This is a genomic window from Gemmobacter aquarius, assembly GCF_003060865.1.
Classification (GTDB): Bacteria; Pseudomonadota; Alphaproteobacteria; order Rhodobacterales; family Rhodobacteraceae; genus Paragemmobacter; species Paragemmobacter aquarius.
On record NZ_CP028918.1, the window covers coordinates 1,462,143 to 1,479,179 of the forward strand.

Below are 17,037 nucleotides of genomic sequence, written 5' to 3' on the forward strand. Positions count from 1 at the left end.
GGTATGACGTAGCGGTACGAACGAGATGTGTAAACGAACGAAAGGTGACCACCCACGGGGGGGTACTGCGCGGTATGCTATATCTGATTTGCCTTCTCGGATTCTGACCACCAACATCCGGGATCGATTCTGCGCGGCCATAAGCGGCCCAAAGACAGGGTGTCGTGGGCTGGGCTAGCGCAGGGTGGCCAAATCTCCTAGACGCGCTGTAAGGCGGCTTCTGGGGCCTCTACGGGGATGCTGTGCGCTGGGCTTGCGGATCGCGGGCAGAACATCGGGGTCACCCAATCCTGAAAGGTGCGGGCCTAAGGCTTGTCGATCATCACCACACGGTCACAAGGCGACGAAGCAAAAAAGCCCCAACGCCTGTGGAGGGCGCTGAGGCTAGGGCAGACAAGGATGGGAAGCTGACCAGTTCGACCAACAGGGACCGACTGACCACGACCACCAGCAACGGTGATTGGGGATGACCATCATCAAGGACAGAGCCTAGGAGCCATCATGTGCTTCTCCTCATGCTTCCCGTGGGAGAAGACACTGGAAGCATGAGGGGATCACATGGTCATCCTAGGTCATGACCTAAGAGTACTCTTATTGATGATGATTATGGTAGGTATGGCTTAGGGGAGGTCAGAGATCATCCAGATCATCCCCTGTGGTCATCACAGGTCATCATCTGATCATCCTCTGGGCCTCTCTCCCCCTATCAACTTATTGGGGGTAAATGTGGGTCTGGTCCGCACATGCCCGACCAAGGCTTTACACTGCTGGGCGCTGGGCATGGAAAAGGGGGGTACCAGATCAAACCTGACACCGCCCCATCTCACGCCCTGGGGCTTGCCTCAGGTGTGCTTTGTGACCTGCCAAGGATCGACCACAAGACCACACGCACGGGACAGGCAAAGCTCGCCAAGCAGGGGCAAGCGGACATAAAGCCCACCCTCCAGCGCCACCGTCACCCGATACCGACCACGACCGACATTCAACAGCATCCCTGTCCCTCCTGAGTTGGATGGAAGCAAAAGACACTATCCCGTCCATCAGGACAAATAACGAATAATTTCAATTACTTGTGGGTAAATTGCACATGTGGCGCTGGGCGGGCGAGTCGGCCTAAGGGCGATCAGTCTTGCCACACATTTTGCCACACATTTTGCCTTGAAACGTGACGGCGCTCGGAGGCTAAGGTATTGATTTCACGGTAAAAATAAATTGTGGTAGGCCCGGAGGGACTCGAACCCCCAACCAAGGCGTTATGAGCGCCCTGCTCTAACCGTTGAGCTACAGGCCCACGCAGGATTGGTTACGCAAGAGCGGCGGCAGGGTCAAGCCTCGTGCCCGCTTGCGAAGAGGGACGGATTGCGAAGAAGGGCGCAATGGTCTAAGCGGCCCCCCATCAGCGTGCATCCTGCAAGGAGTGATCCATGACGAACGGCCTTACCTATGCTCAGGCAGGTGTGGACATCGACGCAGGCAACGCGCTGGTCGAACGGATCAAACCGGCGGCCAAGCGCACGGCGCGGTCGGGCAGCATGTCGGGCCTTGGCGGGTTCGGCGCGCTTTTCGACCTTAGGGCCGCCGGCTACAGCGATCCGATCCTTGTCGCGGCAACCGACGGGGTGGGCACCAAACTGCGCATCGCCATAGACACCGGCAATGTCGACACGATCGGCATCGACCTTGTGGCGATGTGCGTGAACGATCTGGTCTGCCAAGGGGCCGAGCCGCTGCTCTTTCTCGACTATTTCGCCACCGGCAAGCTCGATGTCGATCAGGCCACCCGCATCATCAACGGCATCGCTGCGGGCTGCGAGGCATCGGGCTGCGCCTTGATCGGCGGCGAGACCGCCGAAATGCCGGGCATGTATCACAAGGGCGACTTCGACCTTGCCGGTTTCGCCGTCGGCGCGATGGAGCGCGGCGCCGACCTGCCTGCAGGGGTTGTCGAAGGTGACGTGCTGCTGGGCCTTGCTTCGGACGGGGTGCATTCCAACGGTTACAGCTTCGTCCGCAAGGTCGTCGAACTGTCGGGCCTGTCATGGGATGCGGCATCCCCCTTTGGTGACGGCACCCTGGGCGAGGCACTGCTTGCCCCGACCCGCCTTTACGTCAAACAGGCGCTTGCCGCGATCAGGGCAGGCGGCGTGCATGCGCTGGCCCATATCACCGGCGGCGGGCTGACCGAAAACCCGCCCCGCGTGCTGCCTGATGGCCTCGCCTGCGAGATCGACCTGACGGCTTGGACCCTGCCGCCTGTGTTCCGCTGGCTCGCTACCACTGCGAATATCGCGGAATCAGAGATGCTCAAATCCTTCAACTGCGGCATCGGCATGATGCTGGTGGTTTCTGCCGACCGCGCCGAAGACCTGACCGCGCTGCTGCGTGACGCGGGCGAGACCGTCGTCACCCTCGGTCGCGTGGTCGAAGGCGAAGGCGTGATTTACAAAGGCCAGCTGGTGTGAAAGCCCGCGTCGCCATCCTGATTTCCGGTGGCGGCTCGAACATGCTGGCGCTGCTGGCCGACATGGCGCAGGGCGACCATCCCGCCACGCCGGTTCTGGTGGCCTCGAACGACCCGCTGGCGGGCGGTCTGGCAAAGGCTGCAAGCCTCGGCGTGCCGACCGCCGCTGTCAGCCACCGCGGGCTTGCGCGTGATGCGTTCGAGGCGTCCCTGCTTGAGCCGATCCTCGCCGCCAAACCCGACATCCTGCTGCTCGCCGGTTTCATGCGCGTCCTGACCCCCGGTTTCGTTCACCGCTTCGCAGGCCGGATGCTGAACATCCACCCCTCGCTCTTGCCGAAATACCCCGGCTTGCACACCCATCAACGCGCCATCGATGCAGGTGACACCCAAGCGGGCTGCACCGTGCACCTCGTCACCCCCGTGCTCGACGATGGCCCGATCCTCGGTCAGGCCTGCGTCCCCATCCTTGCGGGCGACACCGCAGGCACCCTCGCCGCCCGCGTTCTGGTGCAGGAACACCGCCTTTACCCCGCCGTCCTGCGCCGCTTTGCCACGGGCGACCGGACCCCGCTCCTTGCCTGAGCCCCGTTCACCCTTGGCTGAAATACTCCACGGGGGTGCGGGGGTGTGAAACCCCCGCTTCGCGCGATCAGCCTTCGGCCCGACCCCGCACAGACCAAACCCTTTTAATTTCCCCACGAATCGTTATAGCGGAACCTGCGGGATGACCCCGTGCCCCCTTTGGCCCGATCGGAAGGCATATGCGCACCATCACCACGACCGAAGACCTCGCCGCCTTCTGCGAAGCTGCGAAGACGCAGCCCTACGTCACCATCGACACAGAGTTCCTGCGCGAGCGGACCTATTGGTCCAAGCTGTGCCTGATCCAGATGGCGCTTCCGGGCAAGGACGGCGATGCCGTGCTGGTCGACCCGATCGAGGGCGACAAGATGTCGATGGAACCGCTTTACGACCTGTTTCGTCACCGCGCGACGGTCAAGGTGTTCCACGCCGCACGGCAAGACCTCGAAATCTTCTTCGTCGAAGGCAATGTCTTTCCCGAACCGCTGTTCGACACGCAGGTCGCTGCGATGGTCTGCGGTTTCGGCGAACAGGTCGGCTACGAGACCTTGGTTAAGAAAATCGCCCGCGAAAACCTCGACAAGACCTCGCGCTTTACCGATTGGTCGCGCCGCCCGCTGACCACGGCGCAGGCAGAATATGCGCTGGCCGACGTGACCCACCTGCGCGAAATCTACGAATGGCTTTCCGCCCAGTTGGCCAAGAACGGCCGCACCAAATGGGTCGACGAGGAATTGGGCATCCTGACCGATCCCGCCACCTATACCGTCCACCCCGAAGAGGCATGGCTGCGCGTGAAAACCCGCACCACCTCGGGCCGCTTCCTTGCCATCGTCAAGGCGCTTGCCCGTTTCCGCGAGGATTACGCCCAGAAACACAACGTCCCGCGCAGCCGCGTGATGAAGGATGACGCGCTTCTGGAACTCGCCTCGACCCGGCCCACGACAACCGAAGAACTCGGCCGCTCGCGGCTTTTGCTGCGCGAAGGCAGGAAGCCCGAAATCGCCGACGGTATACTTGCCGCCGTGAAAGAGGGACTCGAGATGAAGCCCGAAGACATGCCCAAACCAGATCTCAGCCGCGACCAGTTGCAGGTCAATCCCGCTTTGGCCGACCTGTTGCGCGTGCTTTTGAAGGCGAAATCCGAACAGCTTGGCGTCGCGGCAAAGCTGATCGCCAACGCGTCGGACCTCGATGCCATTGCGGCGGGCGAACGTCAGGTCGAAGCGCTTTCGGGCTGGCGGGCCGAGGCGTTCGGCGATGACGCGATGCGACTTTGCCGTGGTGAAATCGCACTGTCTGCCAAAGGCACCGAAGTCAGGGTCGTCCGGCTTTAGCGCCGTGACGACCGCGCATTCGTGGCACCTTGCACCACGATCTCGCGCACGCCGTCCAGTTTTTGCGGTGAAATCGACACAGCAACGGTCACTTCGCGTGATTGCGGCGTGCCGACCGGCGTGTCGGTGACCGGCGCGAAGACGCGGAAATCATAGACCAGAACCCCGTTCTCGTCCAAAGGCCGCGCCACCAGTTCCGCGTTCCACCAGCCTTGGGTCGGCATCCGCCCCGTGGCGCGGATCAAGGCCCCCGCCGAATAGGGCAAAACCTGCATATCGATCACTTCCGCCGCCAGATCGCGGGTTTCGGCCTTTTCGGCCGTCAGCACGATGGATTCGCGCGGTTCCGACTTTGTGAACCAGTTGAACGGGTTCAACTTCGATTTCGCGACAAAGCCGCATCCGGTCAGCGAAAGCGCCAGCATCGCGGCAAGCAAAACTCGTGTCATCGCGCATCCCCTGTTCGTTGCCCATTGGGTAGCCCATTGGCGGCGCTTTGAAAAGCACCTCAAGCGGCCTTGCCCAAAAGCAGAACGACAGGGCAGGGCGCAGGGCTGGACCTTTGCCCCCCCGAAGACTAGGTAAAGCGCCGTATCAAAGGGATCTGCCATGGCAACCGAAGCCTTCAACGACCTTGCCGAAACCTTCGAATTCCTCGACGACTGGGAAGACCGTTACCGCCATGTCATCGAACTGGGCAAAGCCTTTCCCCCGATGGAAGACGCGCTGAAGGTGCCCGCAACCAAGGTGCAGGGCTGCGCCAGCCAAGTCTGGATCCAGCCGATGATCGACGGCGGTCGCTACGATTTTCAGGGCGACAGCGACGCGATGATTGTCAAGGGCCTGATCGCGGTGCTTCACACCCTTTATGCAGGCGTTCCGGTGGCCGATATCGCCCGCATCGACGCCCCCGCCGAACTCGCCCGACTGGGGCTGACCGACCATCTGTCGGCGCAACGCTCGAACGGCCTGCGGTCGATGGTCGAACGCATCCAGAAAACCGCCGCCGAAGCGCAGGCCCGCTAGACCCGCTGCACCATCACATCGGGATAAAAGGCGAGATATCCCTTTATCCCCTCGGCCCCGGGTTTGGGGTTTTCGTAAGACCAGACCACGTCTTGCAGCCGCCCCTCGGGGGTTGCGACCGAATAATAGCTGGCCACCCCCTTGTGCGGGCAAGTGGTCTGCCGGTCGCTCGGGTCCAGAAAGGCCATCGCCATATCCTCGCGCGGGACATAGATCACCGGCGCGCGGCCGCCTTCGAGCAATTCGACCGCCCGCGACGTCTCGCCAAGGATCGCACCCTTGGCCCGTATCGTATAGCTGCCCGCTGCCGGACGGATCGTGATCGTGGTCATGGCAGGCCCCCCCGTTGGCCACCCCGTTGGCCCAAGCCACCAGTCTGCGGACGCATCCCCCGTCTGGCAAGCCCTAGATCGGCGCGCAGGCTGCCTTGAGCCACTCCAGCGCGGCTGGACTTACCCTCGGCCCGATTTTGGCCAGAACCTCGGCGTGATAGGCGTTCAGCCAGTCACGGTCGCCCCGCGACAATTCGCCCACCACGATCAACCGCCGGTCCAGCGGCGCAAAGGTCAGCGTCTCGAAGCACAACTGATCGCGCATGTCGCCGAAAGGCGGCGCCGTGTCGACCACCACCAGGTTCTCCAGCCGGATGCCGAAAGCCCCCTCGCGGTAATAGCCCGGCTCGTTCGACAGGATCATGCCCACTTCAAGCGGCACCTCGGAAATCCGGCTCAGGCGCTGCGGGCCTTCATGCACCGACAGGAACGCGCCCACACCATGCCCCGTGCCATGGTCGAAATCCTGCCCGGCCAGCCACAGGTGATAGCGCGCGAACCCGTCCAGATCGCGCCCCGCCAGCCCCTTGGGCCAACGCGCCCGCGAAATCGCGATCATCCCCTGCAAGACGCGGGTATAGCACTCCTGCGCCTCGGCTCCCGGGTCGCCCACCGCAACCGTGCGGGTGATGTCGGTCGTTCCGTCGGGGAATTGCGCGCCCGAATCGACCAGCAGCAACTCGTCGCGCCTGACCGGACGGTTGGTCTCGGAGGTCACGCGGTAATGCATGATCGCGCCGTTCGGCCCCGCCCCGCAGATCGTGTCGAAGCTGATGTCATGCAGCGCGTTTGTCGCGCGGCGATAGCCTTCGAGCGCGGTCACGACGTCGATCTCGGTCAGCCGGCCCTTTGGCGCCTCATGGTCGAGCCAGGCCAGAAACTCGACCACCGCTGCCCCGTCGCGCAGATGCGCCTCGCGCATTCCCGAAATCTCGGCGGCGTTCTTGCGCGCCTTTGGCCAGCGGCAGGGATCGTCGCCCCAGACCACCCGCGCCCCCGTCAAAAGCTGCGACACCGCCAAGGGGGCGGTCGCCTTGTCCACCCGCACCGCGCCTGTCAGATCGGCCAGCGTCGCTTTGAACGCTTCGGGCGGCAGGATCGTCACCGCCGCATCCAGCGCCGCCGCTGCCGCCGGGGTGATCTTGGCCGGATCGGTGAACAGCCGCACCCCGCCATCCGCATCCAGAAGCGCAAATCCCTGCAGCACCGGATTGCGCGGCACATCCGCGCCCCGCAGGTTCAACAGCCAGCAAATCGAGTCCGGCAGCGTGATCACCGCAAAATCCTGCCCCGCCTCGCGCAGCATCGCCCCGAGCCGCGCGCGCTTGGCAACACTTGTCTCGCCCGCCAGACCTATCGGATGGGCAAAGGCCTTGCCGACCGGTGCTGCGGGTTGGTCAGGCCAGATCGCATCGACGAAATTCGCGACAGGACGCAGGGTTACGCCATGATCCTGCAATGCTGTCTCAAGCCGCTCCACCTCGTCGGCGGTATGCAGCCACGGGTCGAACCCGATCACGCCAGATGCCAGATGCGCCTTGATCCAGTCGCCGGGCTTCACCTCGGGCCATGGCACAGGAGTGAACACCGACACATCCACCTGCGCCTTGACCTGCACGCGGTACCGCCCGTCGATGAACACCCCCGCCACGTCGGGCAGCACCACGGCAAAGCCCGCAGATCCGGTAAACCCCGTCAGCCAAGACAATCGCTCGTCCCGCGGCGCTACATATTCGCCCTGATGCGCGTCGGCCCGTGGCACCAGAAACCCCGCCACCCCGGCCTCGGCCAGCACATCGCGCAAAGCCGCCAGCCGCGCCAGGCCCTTCGACGGGTCAGAGGTCGTCTCGAAGCTCTGGAACATCCCGTACCCTCATTTTCTGTCTGAAAAATATCCTCAGGGGGTGAGCCGAAGGCGAGGGGGCGGAACGCCCCCTATCCCGCCCGCCGCTGCGGCGCGTTGCCCGCCTTGGCGCGCTTTTTCGGGTCGCTCTCGAACAGGCTGGCAAGCTGCTCGGTCATCGCGCCTGCCAATTGCTCGACATCGGTGATCGTCACCGCCCGCTGGTAATAGCGCGTCACGTCATGCCCGATGCCGATGGCGATCAACTCCACCTGCCGCCGCCGTTCCACCATCGCGATCACGTCACGCAGGTGCTTTTCCAGAAAATTCGCGGCATTGACCGACAGCGTGCTGTCATCGACCGGCGCGCCGTCGGAAATCACCATCAGGATCTTGCGCGCCTCGGGCCGGTTCGCCATGCGGCGATGCGCCCATTCCAGCGCCTCGCCGTCGATGTTCTCTTTCAGCAGCCCCTCTTTCATCATCAGCCCGAGGTTCGGCCTTGCCCGCCGCCACGGCGCATCGGCGCTCTTGTAGATGATATGGCGCAGATCGTTCAGCCGCCCCGGCCCCTGCGGCCGCCCCTGCGCCAGCCACCGCTCGCGCGACTGCCCGCCCTTCCACGCCCGCGTGGTGAAGCCGAGGATTTCCACCTTGACCGAACACCGCTCAAGCGTGCGTGCCAGCACATCGGCACAGATCGCGGCAATGCTGATCGGCCGCCCGCGCATCGAGCCGGAATTGTCCAGAAGCAGCGTCACGCAAGTGTCGCGGAATTCGGTATCCTTTTCCTGCTTGAAGCTCAGCGGCGTCGTCGGGTTCGCCACCACCCGCGCCAGACGCCCGGCATCCAGCGTGCCCTCTTCCAGATCGAACAACCAAGACCGATTCTGCTGGGCCTGCAAACGGCGCTGCAACTTGTTGGCCAAGCGCGAAACCGCGCCCTTCAAAGGCTCCAACTGCTGGTCAAGATAGGCCCGCAACCGTTCAAGCTCCGCCGGTTCCGCCAATTCCTCGGCGCGGATTTCCTCATCGAAATCTGTAGTATAGACGCTGTAGTTCGGGTCGGCATCGGAATAGGGCGCAGGCGGTGGTGGCTCGAGCGGGGCTTCGCCTTCGGGCAATTCCGCCTCGTCGCCTTGTTCCATATCGGCGCTGTCTTCCATCGTGACTTGCGCTTGGCTTTGGTCCTGCTGCTCTTCCTGCGACCGCTCGGGCGCGGCCTCGGACTCGTCGCTTTCCTGCTCTTCCTCACCCGCCGAGTCCGGCGCGTCCTGATCCTCTTCGGCCTCGCCTTCCTGATCGTCGGGATCGTTTTGATCGGGGTCGTCGCCCAACTGGTCTCCATAGCCGAGGTCGGAGATCACCTGCCGCGCCAGCCGCGCAAAGGCCGCCTGATCGTTCAGCACATGGTCGATGTTCTCCAGCGTGCCGCTTGCCTGTTCCTCGATGAAGCCACGCCACAGGTCCATCACATTGGACGCACCCTTGGGCAGGTCGCGCCCCGTCGCCAGATGCCGCACCAGATAGCCCGCAGCAACGGGCAAGGGCGCATCCTGTGCCGATGTGATCTGTGAATACCCCTTGCGATCCGCCTCGTGTGCGATCTTGGCGTCGATGTTCACCGCCGTGCCGGGCATGGCCCGCGCGCCCACTGCCTCGCAGCGCGCCGTCTCCATCGCGTCGTAGATTTCGCGCGCAAGGTTCCCTGTCGGCGCGTAGCGGTTCGACACCGCGTCGTTGTGATATTTCCGGCGCAGCGCAAATGCATCGGCGGTGCCCCGCGCAAGCATCACCTCGTCACGGGTCATCCGGCGGCTCACCTGCGGCAGGCGCACGCCTTCGGCGTTCATCCCCGGAGGGTCGACCGAGTAGCTGACCGTCATGTCGGGATCATCCGCCATGGTCTTGGTCGCCTCGGCCAAGGCTTTTTTGAACGGATCGGCGGGGTTGTTGTCTTGCGGCTTCATGGGTTCACATTTGCACCGCGACAGGGTGGCGGCAAGAGGGACAGGGGCGTCATCCCCGCGTCAGCGGGGATCTCCTCGGGCGCAGTCGAACGGTCCCCGCCTGCGCGGGAAGGCCGCCTTACTTCATCGCCATGCTGGCCGCACTCTCGGGCAATTCCTCGCCAAAGCAGCGCTGGAAGAATTCGGCCACGGTCTGGCGCTCAAGCTCGTCGCATTTGTTCAGGAACGAAAGCCGGAAGGCATAGCCCACATTGCGGAAGATCTCGGCGTTCTGCGCCCAGTTCAGCACCGTGCGCGGGCTCATCACCGTGGACAGATCGCCGTTCATAAAGGCCGTGCGCGTCAGGTCGGCCACCGTGACCATCTGGTTTATGATCTTGCGGCCCTTGTCGGTGTTGTAATGCGCGTTCTTGGCCAGCACGATCGCGGCTTCGGCATCATGGCTCAGATAGTTCAGCGTGGCGACCAAGGACCAGCGGTCCATCTGCGCCTGGTTGATCTGCTGGGTGCCATGGTAAAGCCCCGTGGTATCGCCCAAGCCAACCGTGTTCGCCGTCGCAAACAGCCGGAACGACGGATGCGGTGTGATGATCTCGTTCTGGTCCAGAAGCGTCAGCTTGCCATCATGTTCCAGCACGCGCTGGATCACGAACATCACATCCGCGCGGCCCGCATCATATTCGTCGAACACGATGGCCACGGGGTTACGCAGCGCCCAGGGCAAGATGCCTTCGTGGAATTCCGTCACCTGCTTGCCGTCGCGCAGCTTGATCGCATCCTTGCCGATCAGGTCGATGCGGCTGATATGGCTGTCGAGGTTGACCCGCACGCAGGGCCAGTTCAGCCGCGCCGCGACCTGTTCGATATGGGTCGATTTGCCCGTGCCGTGATAGCCCTGGATCATCACGCGGCGGTTGTAGGCAAAACCCGCAAGGATCGCCAACGTCGTATCCGGATCGAATTTATAGGTCGTGTCGATTTCCGGCACACGGTCGGTGCGGTCGGCAAAGCCCTTCACCTTCATATCGGTGTCGATGCCGAACACATCGCGGACAGAGATTTCTTCGGTGGGTCTAAGCACAGTGTCGAGCATTCCGTCCGCCATCACATCCATTGGGAAACCCCGTCGGGGCCTTTCGACTTGTGTGGAACATAAAGCGGGGGCTGCAAGGGGAAGGGCGTCCTGCAAATCGACGCAAGCGACATGTGGCAAAGCCGCAGGCGCCGCGCTATCACCCGAGGATGGACCTGAAACACCGCCTGATTTCCGCATTTCTACTGGCAGCCCTTGTCGCTTCGGCCTTCGGTCGGGCCGAACTGGGGGCCGATACCGAGGCGTCGGTGCTGTGGTCGCCCGCCTTTCGCGCGGCGTTTCTGCCTGCGCTGGCGCTTGGCTGGCTGGCAGCACCCTGGTTCGGGCGGGCAGGGGCCATGGGCTGGGCGGTCGCGGGGGCGCTGGTGCTGGGCATCACCCTTGGGACGGGGGGCGTGCTTGCGCTGTTGCCGGGGATGGGGCTTTTGCCCGACCTGCCGCGCCAGCCCCTTTCCCTTGCGGCGCTGGCTTTCGCGGCGGGCGCGGTGCAGGTGCTGGGGCTTCGCCGTCAGTCGCGGAAGTAGCGGCTGTCCTTGATCTGGTCCCAGGCCCAGACCACCTCTTGCAAACGGTCCTCGTCGCTGCGGTCGCCGCCGTTCATATCTGGGTGAAGGTCTTTCACCAGGCTCTTGTATTGCTTGCGGATGTCCGCCTTGGTCCAGGTATCCCGCGCGTCGAGGATCTCGATCGCTTTCCGTTCGGTCGCGGGCAGTTTGCGGGTCGCGTTGCTGGTGGCCTTGGGCGGGTTGATCGTGGACTTGTCGCCGAGGATGGCCATCGGGTCGTCTACCCCCAGACGCTGCCACGCCCGCCCCTCGTCGGGCCGCTTGGCAAAGGGCTGGGTCTCGCGCCCCCAAAGCCGGTCTTTGTCGAGGAATTTCTGGAACTCCTCATCCGTGGTTCCCTGAAAGAAATTCCACTTCAGATTGTATTCGCGCACATGGTCTTTGCAGAACCAGAAGAACTCGTCCAGCAGATCGGGCGATTTCGGGGCGCGGTAGGCGCCCTGTTCCTTGCAATCGGGAAACTCGCACATCTTCTGCGACGTCTCGAAGGCGCCCGACATGCCGCGCCGCGTCGTCTTGCGCCGCTTCTTGTCGGACGAGACGCGGATATCGAATTCAAAGGGGGGACGCGTGGTCATCTGTCTGGCTGGCCTTTCCGACTCGGAGGCGAGAGTTTAAGGCTTTACGCGCCGGATTGAAGGGGGGCGGGGCGGAAAAACCCCGCTATGACGTAAATGACAGCCAGAGACGAGATTACTGCCCGCCTGACACAGGCATTTTCGCCAAGCCTGCTTGACGTGGTGAACGAAAGCCACCGCCATGCGGGACATTCCGGCGATGATGGCAGCGGGGAAAGCCACTTCAAGGTGACGATCCGCGCCGCCGCATTGGCCGCGATGGGCCGGGTTGACCGGCACCGCGCCGTGCAGCGCGCCTTGGGCGATCTGAACACCCGCGTGCACGCTATCGCCCTCGACATCGGCTAGGGTCTTGCGGCGCGCCCTTGCAGGCGCGCCGTGGCGGGGTGTTACTCGATATATTCCTCGCCACCGTCGCCGCCGCCCGTATCTTCATAGGCCGGCTCTTCGACCGCGGGCTCCTCGTAAGCCGGTTCTTCGTAAGCCGGTTCTTCGTAAGCCGGTTCTTCGTAAGCGGGTTCTTCGACGGCTGCTTCGGTGCAGGAGCCATCGACAATCTCGCCCGCGCAGTATTCTTCGGCAGGGGCTTCTTCCTCGATGGCCGGTTCTTCGGCAGGGGCCTCGTCGGTATAGCCTTCGTCGGTTGTCGCCTCGTCGGTGGCTTCGCCGTCCGTCGCTGTCTCGTCGGTGTAGCCTTCGTCGGTGGTCGCCTCGTCGGTGGCTTCGCCGTCCGTCGCTGTCTCGTCGGTATAGCCTTCGTCGGTGTAGCCTTCGTCGGTGGTCGCCTCGTCGGTTGTCGCTCCGTCGGTGGCTTCGCCGTCCGTCGCTGTCTCGTCGCTATAGCCTTCGTCGGTTGTCGCCTCGTCGGTGGCTTCGCCGTCTGTCGCTGTCTCGTCGGCATAGCCTTCGTCGGTGGCCGCGCCGTCCGCAACCGTCCCGTCAGAGGAGACTTCGTCAACGCCGGACGCGTCCTCGTTGTCACTCTCTGCCGGAGCGTCTTCGACAAAGGCGGTGTCTTCGGGGGCGTCGGCAAAGGCAGGCTCGGCCGGGTCGTCGGCCGCGCTATAGGCGACCACGCCTTCGTTTCCACTCCAGACTTCGCCGGTCCCGCCCGAAACATAGCTTCCCTCGACGATCTCCTCGTCATAGGACATGGAGCTTTCCTCGACCGTGGTTTCCATCGACGACACGAAGCTGGTCTCGCTGATCCGTTCCTCGATCAGTGTCTCGGAATACTCGTAGCTCGAGATGATCGTCTCGGAATAATACGAATAATATTCGGTGTAGCTGTAGCTGGAATAGCTGAAGCTCGTCCATTCATAGACCGAATAGACATCGATCGGCAGGTAATAGTAATCCCATGTGATCGGCGTCACGGCGCGGTAGGTCCGCCCGTTCTTGCGTGCGCCGACCAGCGCGTAATCGGTCACGCCATTGGTCAGGTAATAGGCGATGATCGTGTCGACATCGATCGGCTGACGCACCTTGTAGCCAAGGATCGAGCTGATCACATCGCCGGGTTTCAGCCCTGCCATCTTGGCGATGCCGTCGGGCTGGACCGAGACGACCATCACCCCCTTCGCGCCTTTGGCAAGGCGGAACTTCTTGGCCACCGATTTCGTCACCGGCATCAGCACGGCTTTCAGCGCACGGCTGACATAGGGCTTGGGCAGGGTCGATTTCTTGACGGTCTTCGCCTCGACCTGCGTCGGGTATACCGTAACGGCCAGGCCCATGGGCGCTGCAAGGGACAGGGTCACGCACAGGCTGCGCAAGACCGGCTTGAGGAAGATATTCACGCGCGTAATTCCTTACTGGTAAACGGGCAGCACCATCGCCACCCACACTGGGAAAAAACGGCCACCCCATCGGGCGACCGCATCAGACCGGATTATTCGACGATCTCTTCTTCGCCGCCCTCGTCGCCCCCGGCGTCGCCGCTGTCGTCGCCTGCGCCGTCGTCAGCCGCGCCTTCGTCAGCCGCGCTTTCGTCGCCAGCATCAGCCGCGCCTTCGTCGGCTGCTGCATCGGCGCAGTCGGGGTTGACCGCCGGATCGCAAACCTCGTCTTCGGCTACAGCCTCGTCGCCCGCCATGTCCCCGTCGACGGCCTCGCCCTCGACCTCGGCATAGCCTTCGTCTTCGGCCTGCATGTCGGTCTCGAACTCTTCCGACGTGACCGATTCCTCGATCATTGTCTCGGAGGCTTCGTAGCTTTCGGTGATTTCTTCGGAATACTCGGCGTAATATTCGCTGTAGCTGAAACTTTCATAGGAATAGCTCGACCAGCTCGACACGGTGGTGATGTCGATCACGCTTTCCCACGATTCCAGCGTGATCGTCGTCGTGGCCTTGTAAGGCTTGCCCCCGCGCAGCGCGTTCATTTCGAAATCGAAGGCACCCTGCAGGATCCAGTAATAGACCACCTCGTCCAGATCGGCGGGGCTCAGGATCGCCTCGCCCTTCACGAAATCGATCACGTCGCCCGGTTCGATGCCAGCGGCATCGGCCAGACCGTCGGGTTCGGTCGCAAGGACCAGAACGCCTGTAGAGCCAGCCGCCAGACCGAATGCCGACACCACCGAGGCATCGACCGGCATCAGCACCGCATCGAGCGCGCGCGAAACAGAGGGTGCCGGCAGGGTGCCGGCCGCCAGCGCAGGCACCGGTGCAAGCAGCACGTAGCCCGCTGCCGGAACCGTTACGGTCAAAGCGAGAGCAGCCATTTTCAGGAAGGTCGTCTTGGGTCGCGACATGGATATACACCGTTAACGAATACAGAAGACGACACCCCGCCGCCCCCTTGTCCATACATGGGACGGCTTTTCTTACCCGCTCCTTATCCCTGATGCAGCGAAAATCTACACCAGATGCAAACGATCCTTCGCCTTGCGCTCAAGCCTGCGGCGATGCAGCACCGGCTCGGTATATCCCGAAGGCTGTTCGCGCCCGCGCAGGACCAGATCGCAGGCCGCCTTGAAGGCGATACCGTCGAACCCCGGCGCCATGGGCCGGTAAGCCGGATCGCCTGCGTTCTGCCGGTCGACCACGGCCGCCATCTTGCGAAGAGCGGCCATCACCCGCGCCTCGTCGATCACGCCGTGATGCAGCCAGTTTGCCAGCGCCTGACTGGAAATCCGGCAGGTGGCGCGGTCCTCCATCAGGCCGACATCATGAATGTCGGGCACCTTGGAACAGCCCACGCCCTGATCGATCCAGCGCACCACATAGCCAAGGATGCCTTGCGCGTTGTTCTCGACCTCGGCCTGCACCTCGGCCTCGGACCAGTTCACGCCCGCAGCCAGCGGCAGGGTCAGCAAATCGTCCAGCCGACCGCGTGGCCCGCCTGCGGCAATCTCGTCCTGCCGCGCCAGCACATCGACGCGGTGGTAATGCGTGGCATGCAGCGTGGCCGCGGTGGGCGATGGTACCCAGGCGCAGGTCGCCCCCGCGCGCGGATGGGCGATCTTTTGCTCCAGCATCGCGGCCATCAGGTCGGGCATCGCCCACATCCCCTTGCCGATCTGCGCCCGCCCCTTTAGCCCGCAGCCAAGGCCGATATCGACGTTGCGATCTTCATACGCCCTGATCCAGGCGGCGTTCTTCATTTCGCCCTTCCGGACCATCGGCCCCGCTTCCATGCCGGTGTGGATCTCGTCCCCCGTCCGGTCGAGGAAGCCGGTATTGATGAACGCCACCCGCGATTTCGCCGCGCGGATACATTCCTTGAGGTTGGCCGATGTGCGCCGCTCCTCGTCCATGATCCCCAGCTTGACGGTGTGGCGGGGCAGGCCAAGCGTATCTTCCACCGCGTCAAAGATGCGGCAGGCAAAAGCCACCTCGTCCGGCCCGTGCATCTTGGGTTTGACCACATAGACCGACCCGTGCAGCGAATTGCGCGGCCCTTCGGTCTTTCCCAGATCATGCAGCGCGCAAAGCGTGGTCACGAAAGCATCCATGATCCCTTCGCCCACCTCGCGCCCCCCGGCATCGAGGATGGCGGGGTTGGTCATCAGGTGCCCCACATTCCGCACCAGCATCAGCGCGCGGCCCTTAAGCGTCAGGGGTGTGCTGTCGGGGGCAGTAAAGGCGTAATCGTCGCGCAGACGCCGCTCGATGGTCTGCCCACCCTTGGCCACCATCTCGACCAGATCGCCCCGCATCAGGCCCAGCCAGTTGGCATAGGCCAGAACCTTGTCCTCGGCATCGACGGCGGCGACCGAATCCTCGCAATCCATGATTGCCGACATCGCCGATTCCATCCGCAGATCGGCCATGCCCGCCTTGTCGACCGCCCCGATCCGGTGCAGGGGATCGATGCGAAGAACCAGATGCAAGCCGTTGTTCTTGAGCAATATCGCCGAAGGCGCACCCGCCTCGCCGCGATAGCCCGCGAATTGTGCGGGGTCTTTCAGCGCAGGCAAAAGCGCCCCGCCCACGACACGATAGGTCGTTACATCGGCATGGCTTCCCTTGGCCAGCGGGGCGACATCGTCCAGAAACGCCTTGGCCCAGGCGATCACCCGGCTTCCCCGCGCCGGATCATAATCCTTGCCCTGCGGCGCATCCCCCAGCGCGTCGGTCCCGTAAAGCGCGTCGTATAGCGACCCCCAGCGCGCATTGGCGGCGTTGAGCGCATAGCGCGCATTCATCACCGGCACGACCAGCTGCGGCCCCGGAACCAGCGACATCTCGGGGTCGACGCCCGCGGTCTCGATTTGGAAATCCGGCCCCTCGGGCACCAGATAGCCGATCTCTGCCAGAAACGCACGGTAAGCCACCGCGTCGAACGCCTGACCGCGCCGCGCCACATGCCATGCGTCGATTTCGGCCTGCATCCGCGCCCGCACCGCCAGCAGGTCGCGGTTCACCGGCCCCAGTTCGGCAATCGCCGCCGCAAATCCGGCCCAGAACCGCCCCGCATCGACCCCGCTGCCGGGCAGCGCCGCCCCTTCGACAAAGTCGACCAGACGACGGTCCACCGAAAGCCCCTGTCTCTCGATCCGCTCCATGCCTCGTCTCCTCCGTTCCGGTATGCCACGGCACACAATACACGGGGCGCAACGCCATCACAATCAAACCGCCCGCAGTATTTCCCTGCAAAGCCGAACATCACCTTTCGGGAATTCCTGCCAATCGCCCGCCTTCCGACCACGCAAAACCTCGCCTCGCGGCAAGGTTTTGCGCCCGCTCGCCTGCGTCGCGCAGCCCTTCCATTCACGCTGGTGCAAATATCCTCGGGTGAGG

At 63.4% G+C, this 17,037-nt stretch carries 16 protein-coding genes and 1 tRNA gene; 6 read left to right on the forward strand and 11 right to left on the reverse strand.

Annotated elements, in window-relative coordinates:
• Positions 1-842 precede the first annotated feature (842 nt).
• Both HYN69_RS20525 and HYN69_RS07015 read right to left on the reverse strand, forming a co-directional pair.
• Entirely contained in the window at positions 843-992 is a 150-nt protein-coding gene (locus HYN69_RS20525; RefSeq protein ID WP_159082393.1) for a hypothetical protein, read from the reverse strand.
• Between the two features lie 223 nt (positions 993-1,215).
• Positions 1,216-1,291, reverse strand: a tRNA-Ile gene (locus HYN69_RS07015).
• 133 nt (positions 1,292-1,424) lie between these two features.
• Between HYN69_RS07015 and purM the strand changes: the two genes are divergently transcribed.
• The 3 genes from purM to rnd all read left to right on the forward strand — a co-directional run bounded on the left by purM (position 1,425) and on the right by rnd (position 4,383).
• The gene (gene purM, locus HYN69_RS07020) at positions 1,425-2,462 is read left to right on the forward strand and encodes a phosphoribosylformylglycinamidine cyclo-ligase (RefSeq protein WP_108435114.1); all 1,038 of its coding nucleotides are present in this window, start codon (positions 1,425-1,427) and stop codon (positions 2,460-2,462) included.
• A gap of 41 nt (positions 2,463-2,503) precedes the next feature.
• On the forward strand, positions 2,504-3,046 hold the full coding sequence (purN, locus tag HYN69_RS07025; protein WP_230426556.1) for a phosphoribosylglycinamide formyltransferase: 543 nt from the start codon (positions 2,504-2,506) through the stop codon (positions 3,044-3,046).
• Between the two features lie 179 nt (positions 3,047-3,225).
• On the forward strand, positions 3,226-4,383 hold the full coding sequence (rnd, locus tag HYN69_RS07030; RefSeq protein WP_108435116.1) for a ribonuclease D: 1,158 nt from the start codon (positions 3,226-3,228) through the stop codon (positions 4,381-4,383).
• Here the strand turns inward: rnd and HYN69_RS07035 are convergent.
• Positions 4,380-4,832 carry a hypothetical protein gene (locus tag HYN69_RS07035; protein WP_108435117.1) on the reverse strand — a complete coding sequence of 151 codons (453 nt, stop codon included), beginning with the start codon at positions 4,830-4,832 and terminating at the stop codon, positions 4,380-4,382. The two genes, rnd and HYN69_RS07035, sit on opposite strands and share 4 nt — an antisense overlap.
• 160 nt (positions 4,833-4,992) lie before the next feature.
• Between HYN69_RS07035 and HYN69_RS07040 the strand changes: the two genes are divergently transcribed.
• The gene (locus HYN69_RS07040; protein WP_108435118.1) at positions 4,993-5,409 is read left to right on the forward strand and encodes a SufE family protein; all 417 of its coding nucleotides are present in this window, start codon (positions 4,993-4,995) and stop codon (positions 5,407-5,409) included.
• Here HYN69_RS07040 and HYN69_RS07045 read toward each other — a convergent pair.
• The 4 genes from HYN69_RS07045 to cobS form a co-directional block, all read right to left on the reverse strand.
• Positions 5,406-5,741, reverse strand: coding sequence for a DUF427 domain-containing protein (locus HYN69_RS07045; protein WP_108435119.1), 336 nt, complete (start codon positions 5,739-5,741; stop codon positions 5,406-5,408). The genes HYN69_RS07040 and HYN69_RS07045 overlap by 4 nt on opposite strands.
• 73 nt (positions 5,742-5,814) lie before the next feature.
• Positions 5,815-7,605, reverse strand: coding sequence for an aminopeptidase P family protein (locus tag HYN69_RS07050; protein WP_108435120.1), 1,791 nt, complete (start codon positions 7,603-7,605; stop codon positions 5,815-5,817).
• 71 nt (positions 7,606-7,676) lie between these two features.
• Positions 7,677-9,554, reverse strand: coding sequence for a cobaltochelatase subunit CobT (gene cobT, locus HYN69_RS07055; protein WP_108435121.1), 1,878 nt, complete (start codon positions 9,552-9,554; stop codon positions 7,677-7,679).
• 118 nt (positions 9,555-9,672) lie between these two features.
• Positions 9,673-10,659: a cobaltochelatase subunit CobS gene (cobS, locus tag HYN69_RS07060; RefSeq protein ID WP_174213652.1), complete on the reverse strand. Its 987-nt coding sequence runs from the start codon at positions 10,657-10,659 to the stop codon at positions 9,673-9,675.
• A 137-nt stretch (positions 10,660-10,796) separates the two neighbouring features.
• Between cobS and HYN69_RS07065 the strand changes: the two genes are divergently transcribed.
• Complete coding sequence (locus HYN69_RS07065; RefSeq protein ID WP_108435123.1) at positions 10,797-11,171, forward strand: hypothetical protein; 375 nt, start codon at positions 10,797-10,799, stop codon at positions 11,169-11,171.
• Here HYN69_RS07065 and HYN69_RS07070 read toward each other — a convergent pair.
• Positions 11,156-11,791, reverse strand: a complete 636-nt coding sequence (locus HYN69_RS07070; RefSeq protein WP_108435124.1) for a J domain-containing protein — start codon at positions 11,789-11,791, stop codon at positions 11,156-11,158. The genes HYN69_RS07065 and HYN69_RS07070 overlap by 16 nt on opposite strands.
• 96 nt (positions 11,792-11,887) lie before the next feature.
• On the opposite strand from HYN69_RS07070, the gene HYN69_RS07075 reads away from it, so the two are divergent.
• Entirely contained in the window at positions 11,888-12,139 is a 252-nt protein-coding gene (locus HYN69_RS07075) for a BolA family protein (protein WP_108435125.1), read from the forward strand.
• Between the two features lie 41 nt (positions 12,140-12,180).
• On the opposite strand, the gene HYN69_RS21165 is transcribed toward HYN69_RS07075, so the two are convergent.
• From HYN69_RS21165 to HYN69_RS07090, 3 genes are all read right to left on the reverse strand, one after another.
• Complete coding sequence (locus HYN69_RS21165) at positions 12,181-13,590, reverse strand: PDZ domain-containing protein (RefSeq protein WP_216824665.1); 1,410 nt, start codon at positions 13,588-13,590, stop codon at positions 12,181-12,183.
• Positions 13,591-13,682: 92 nt separating this feature from the next.
• The gene (locus HYN69_RS07085) at positions 13,683-14,546 is read right to left on the reverse strand and encodes a PDZ domain-containing protein (protein WP_159082395.1); all 864 of its coding nucleotides are present in this window, start codon (positions 14,544-14,546) and stop codon (positions 13,683-13,685) included.
• A gap of 105 nt (positions 14,547-14,651) precedes the next feature.
• Positions 14,652-16,802, reverse strand: coding sequence for a malate synthase G (locus HYN69_RS07090; protein ID WP_108435127.1), 2,151 nt, complete (start codon positions 16,800-16,802; stop codon positions 14,652-14,654).
• Positions 16,803-17,037 lie beyond the last annotated feature (235 nt).

Excerpts from the sequence above, each read along its gene's own strand:
- HYN69_RS07040 (WP_108435118.1), top strand. The coding sequence starts at position 4,993 with ATGGCAACCGAAGCCTTCAACGACCTTGCCGAAACCTTCGAATTCCTC.
- purN (WP_230426556.1), top strand. The coding sequence starts at position 2,504 with ATGCTGGCGCTGCTGGCCGACATGGCGCAGGGCGACCATCCCGCCACG.
- HYN69_RS07085 (WP_159082395.1), bottom strand. The coding sequence starts at position 14,546 with ATGTCGCGACCCAAGACGACCTTCCTGAAAATGGCTGCTCTCGCTTTG.
- HYN69_RS07090 (WP_108435127.1), bottom strand. The coding sequence starts at position 16,802 with ATGGAGCGGATCGAGAGACAGGGGCTTTCGGTGGACCGTCGTCTGGTC.
- HYN69_RS07065 (WP_108435123.1), top strand. The coding sequence starts at position 10,797 with ATGGACCTGAAACACCGCCTGATTTCCGCATTTCTACTGGCAGCCCTT.
- cobT (WP_108435121.1), bottom strand. The coding sequence starts at position 9,554 with ATGAAGCCGCAAGACAACAACCCCGCCGATCCGTTCAAAAAAGCCTTG.
- purM (WP_108435114.1), top strand. The coding sequence starts at position 1,425 with ATGACGAACGGCCTTACCTATGCTCAGGCAGGTGTGGACATCGACGCA.
- rnd (WP_108435116.1), top strand. The coding sequence starts at position 3,226 with ATGCGCACCATCACCACGACCGAAGACCTCGCCGCCTTCTGCGAAGCT.
- HYN69_RS07035 (WP_108435117.1), bottom strand. The coding sequence starts at position 4,832 with ATGACACGAGTTTTGCTTGCCGCGATGCTGGCGCTTTCGCTGACCGGA.
- HYN69_RS07050 (WP_108435120.1), bottom strand. The coding sequence starts at position 7,605 with ATGTTCCAGAGCTTCGAGACGACCTCTGACCCGTCGAAGGGCCTGGCG.
- HYN69_RS07070 (WP_108435124.1), bottom strand. The coding sequence starts at position 11,791 with ATGACCACGCGTCCCCCCTTTGAATTCGATATCCGCGTCTCGTCCGAC.
- HYN69_RS07075 (WP_108435125.1), top strand. The coding sequence starts at position 11,888 with ATGACAGCCAGAGACGAGATTACTGCCCGCCTGACACAGGCATTTTCG.
- cobS (WP_174213652.1), bottom strand. The coding sequence starts at position 10,659 with ATGGCGGACGGAATGCTCGACACTGTGCTTAGACCCACCGAAGAAATC.
- HYN69_RS20525 (WP_159082393.1), bottom strand. The coding sequence starts at position 992 with ATGCTGTTGAATGTCGGTCGTGGTCGGTATCGGGTGACGGTGGCGCTG.
- HYN69_RS07045 (WP_108435119.1), bottom strand. The coding sequence starts at position 5,741 with ATGACCACGATCACGATCCGTCCGGCAGCGGGCAGCTATACGATACGG.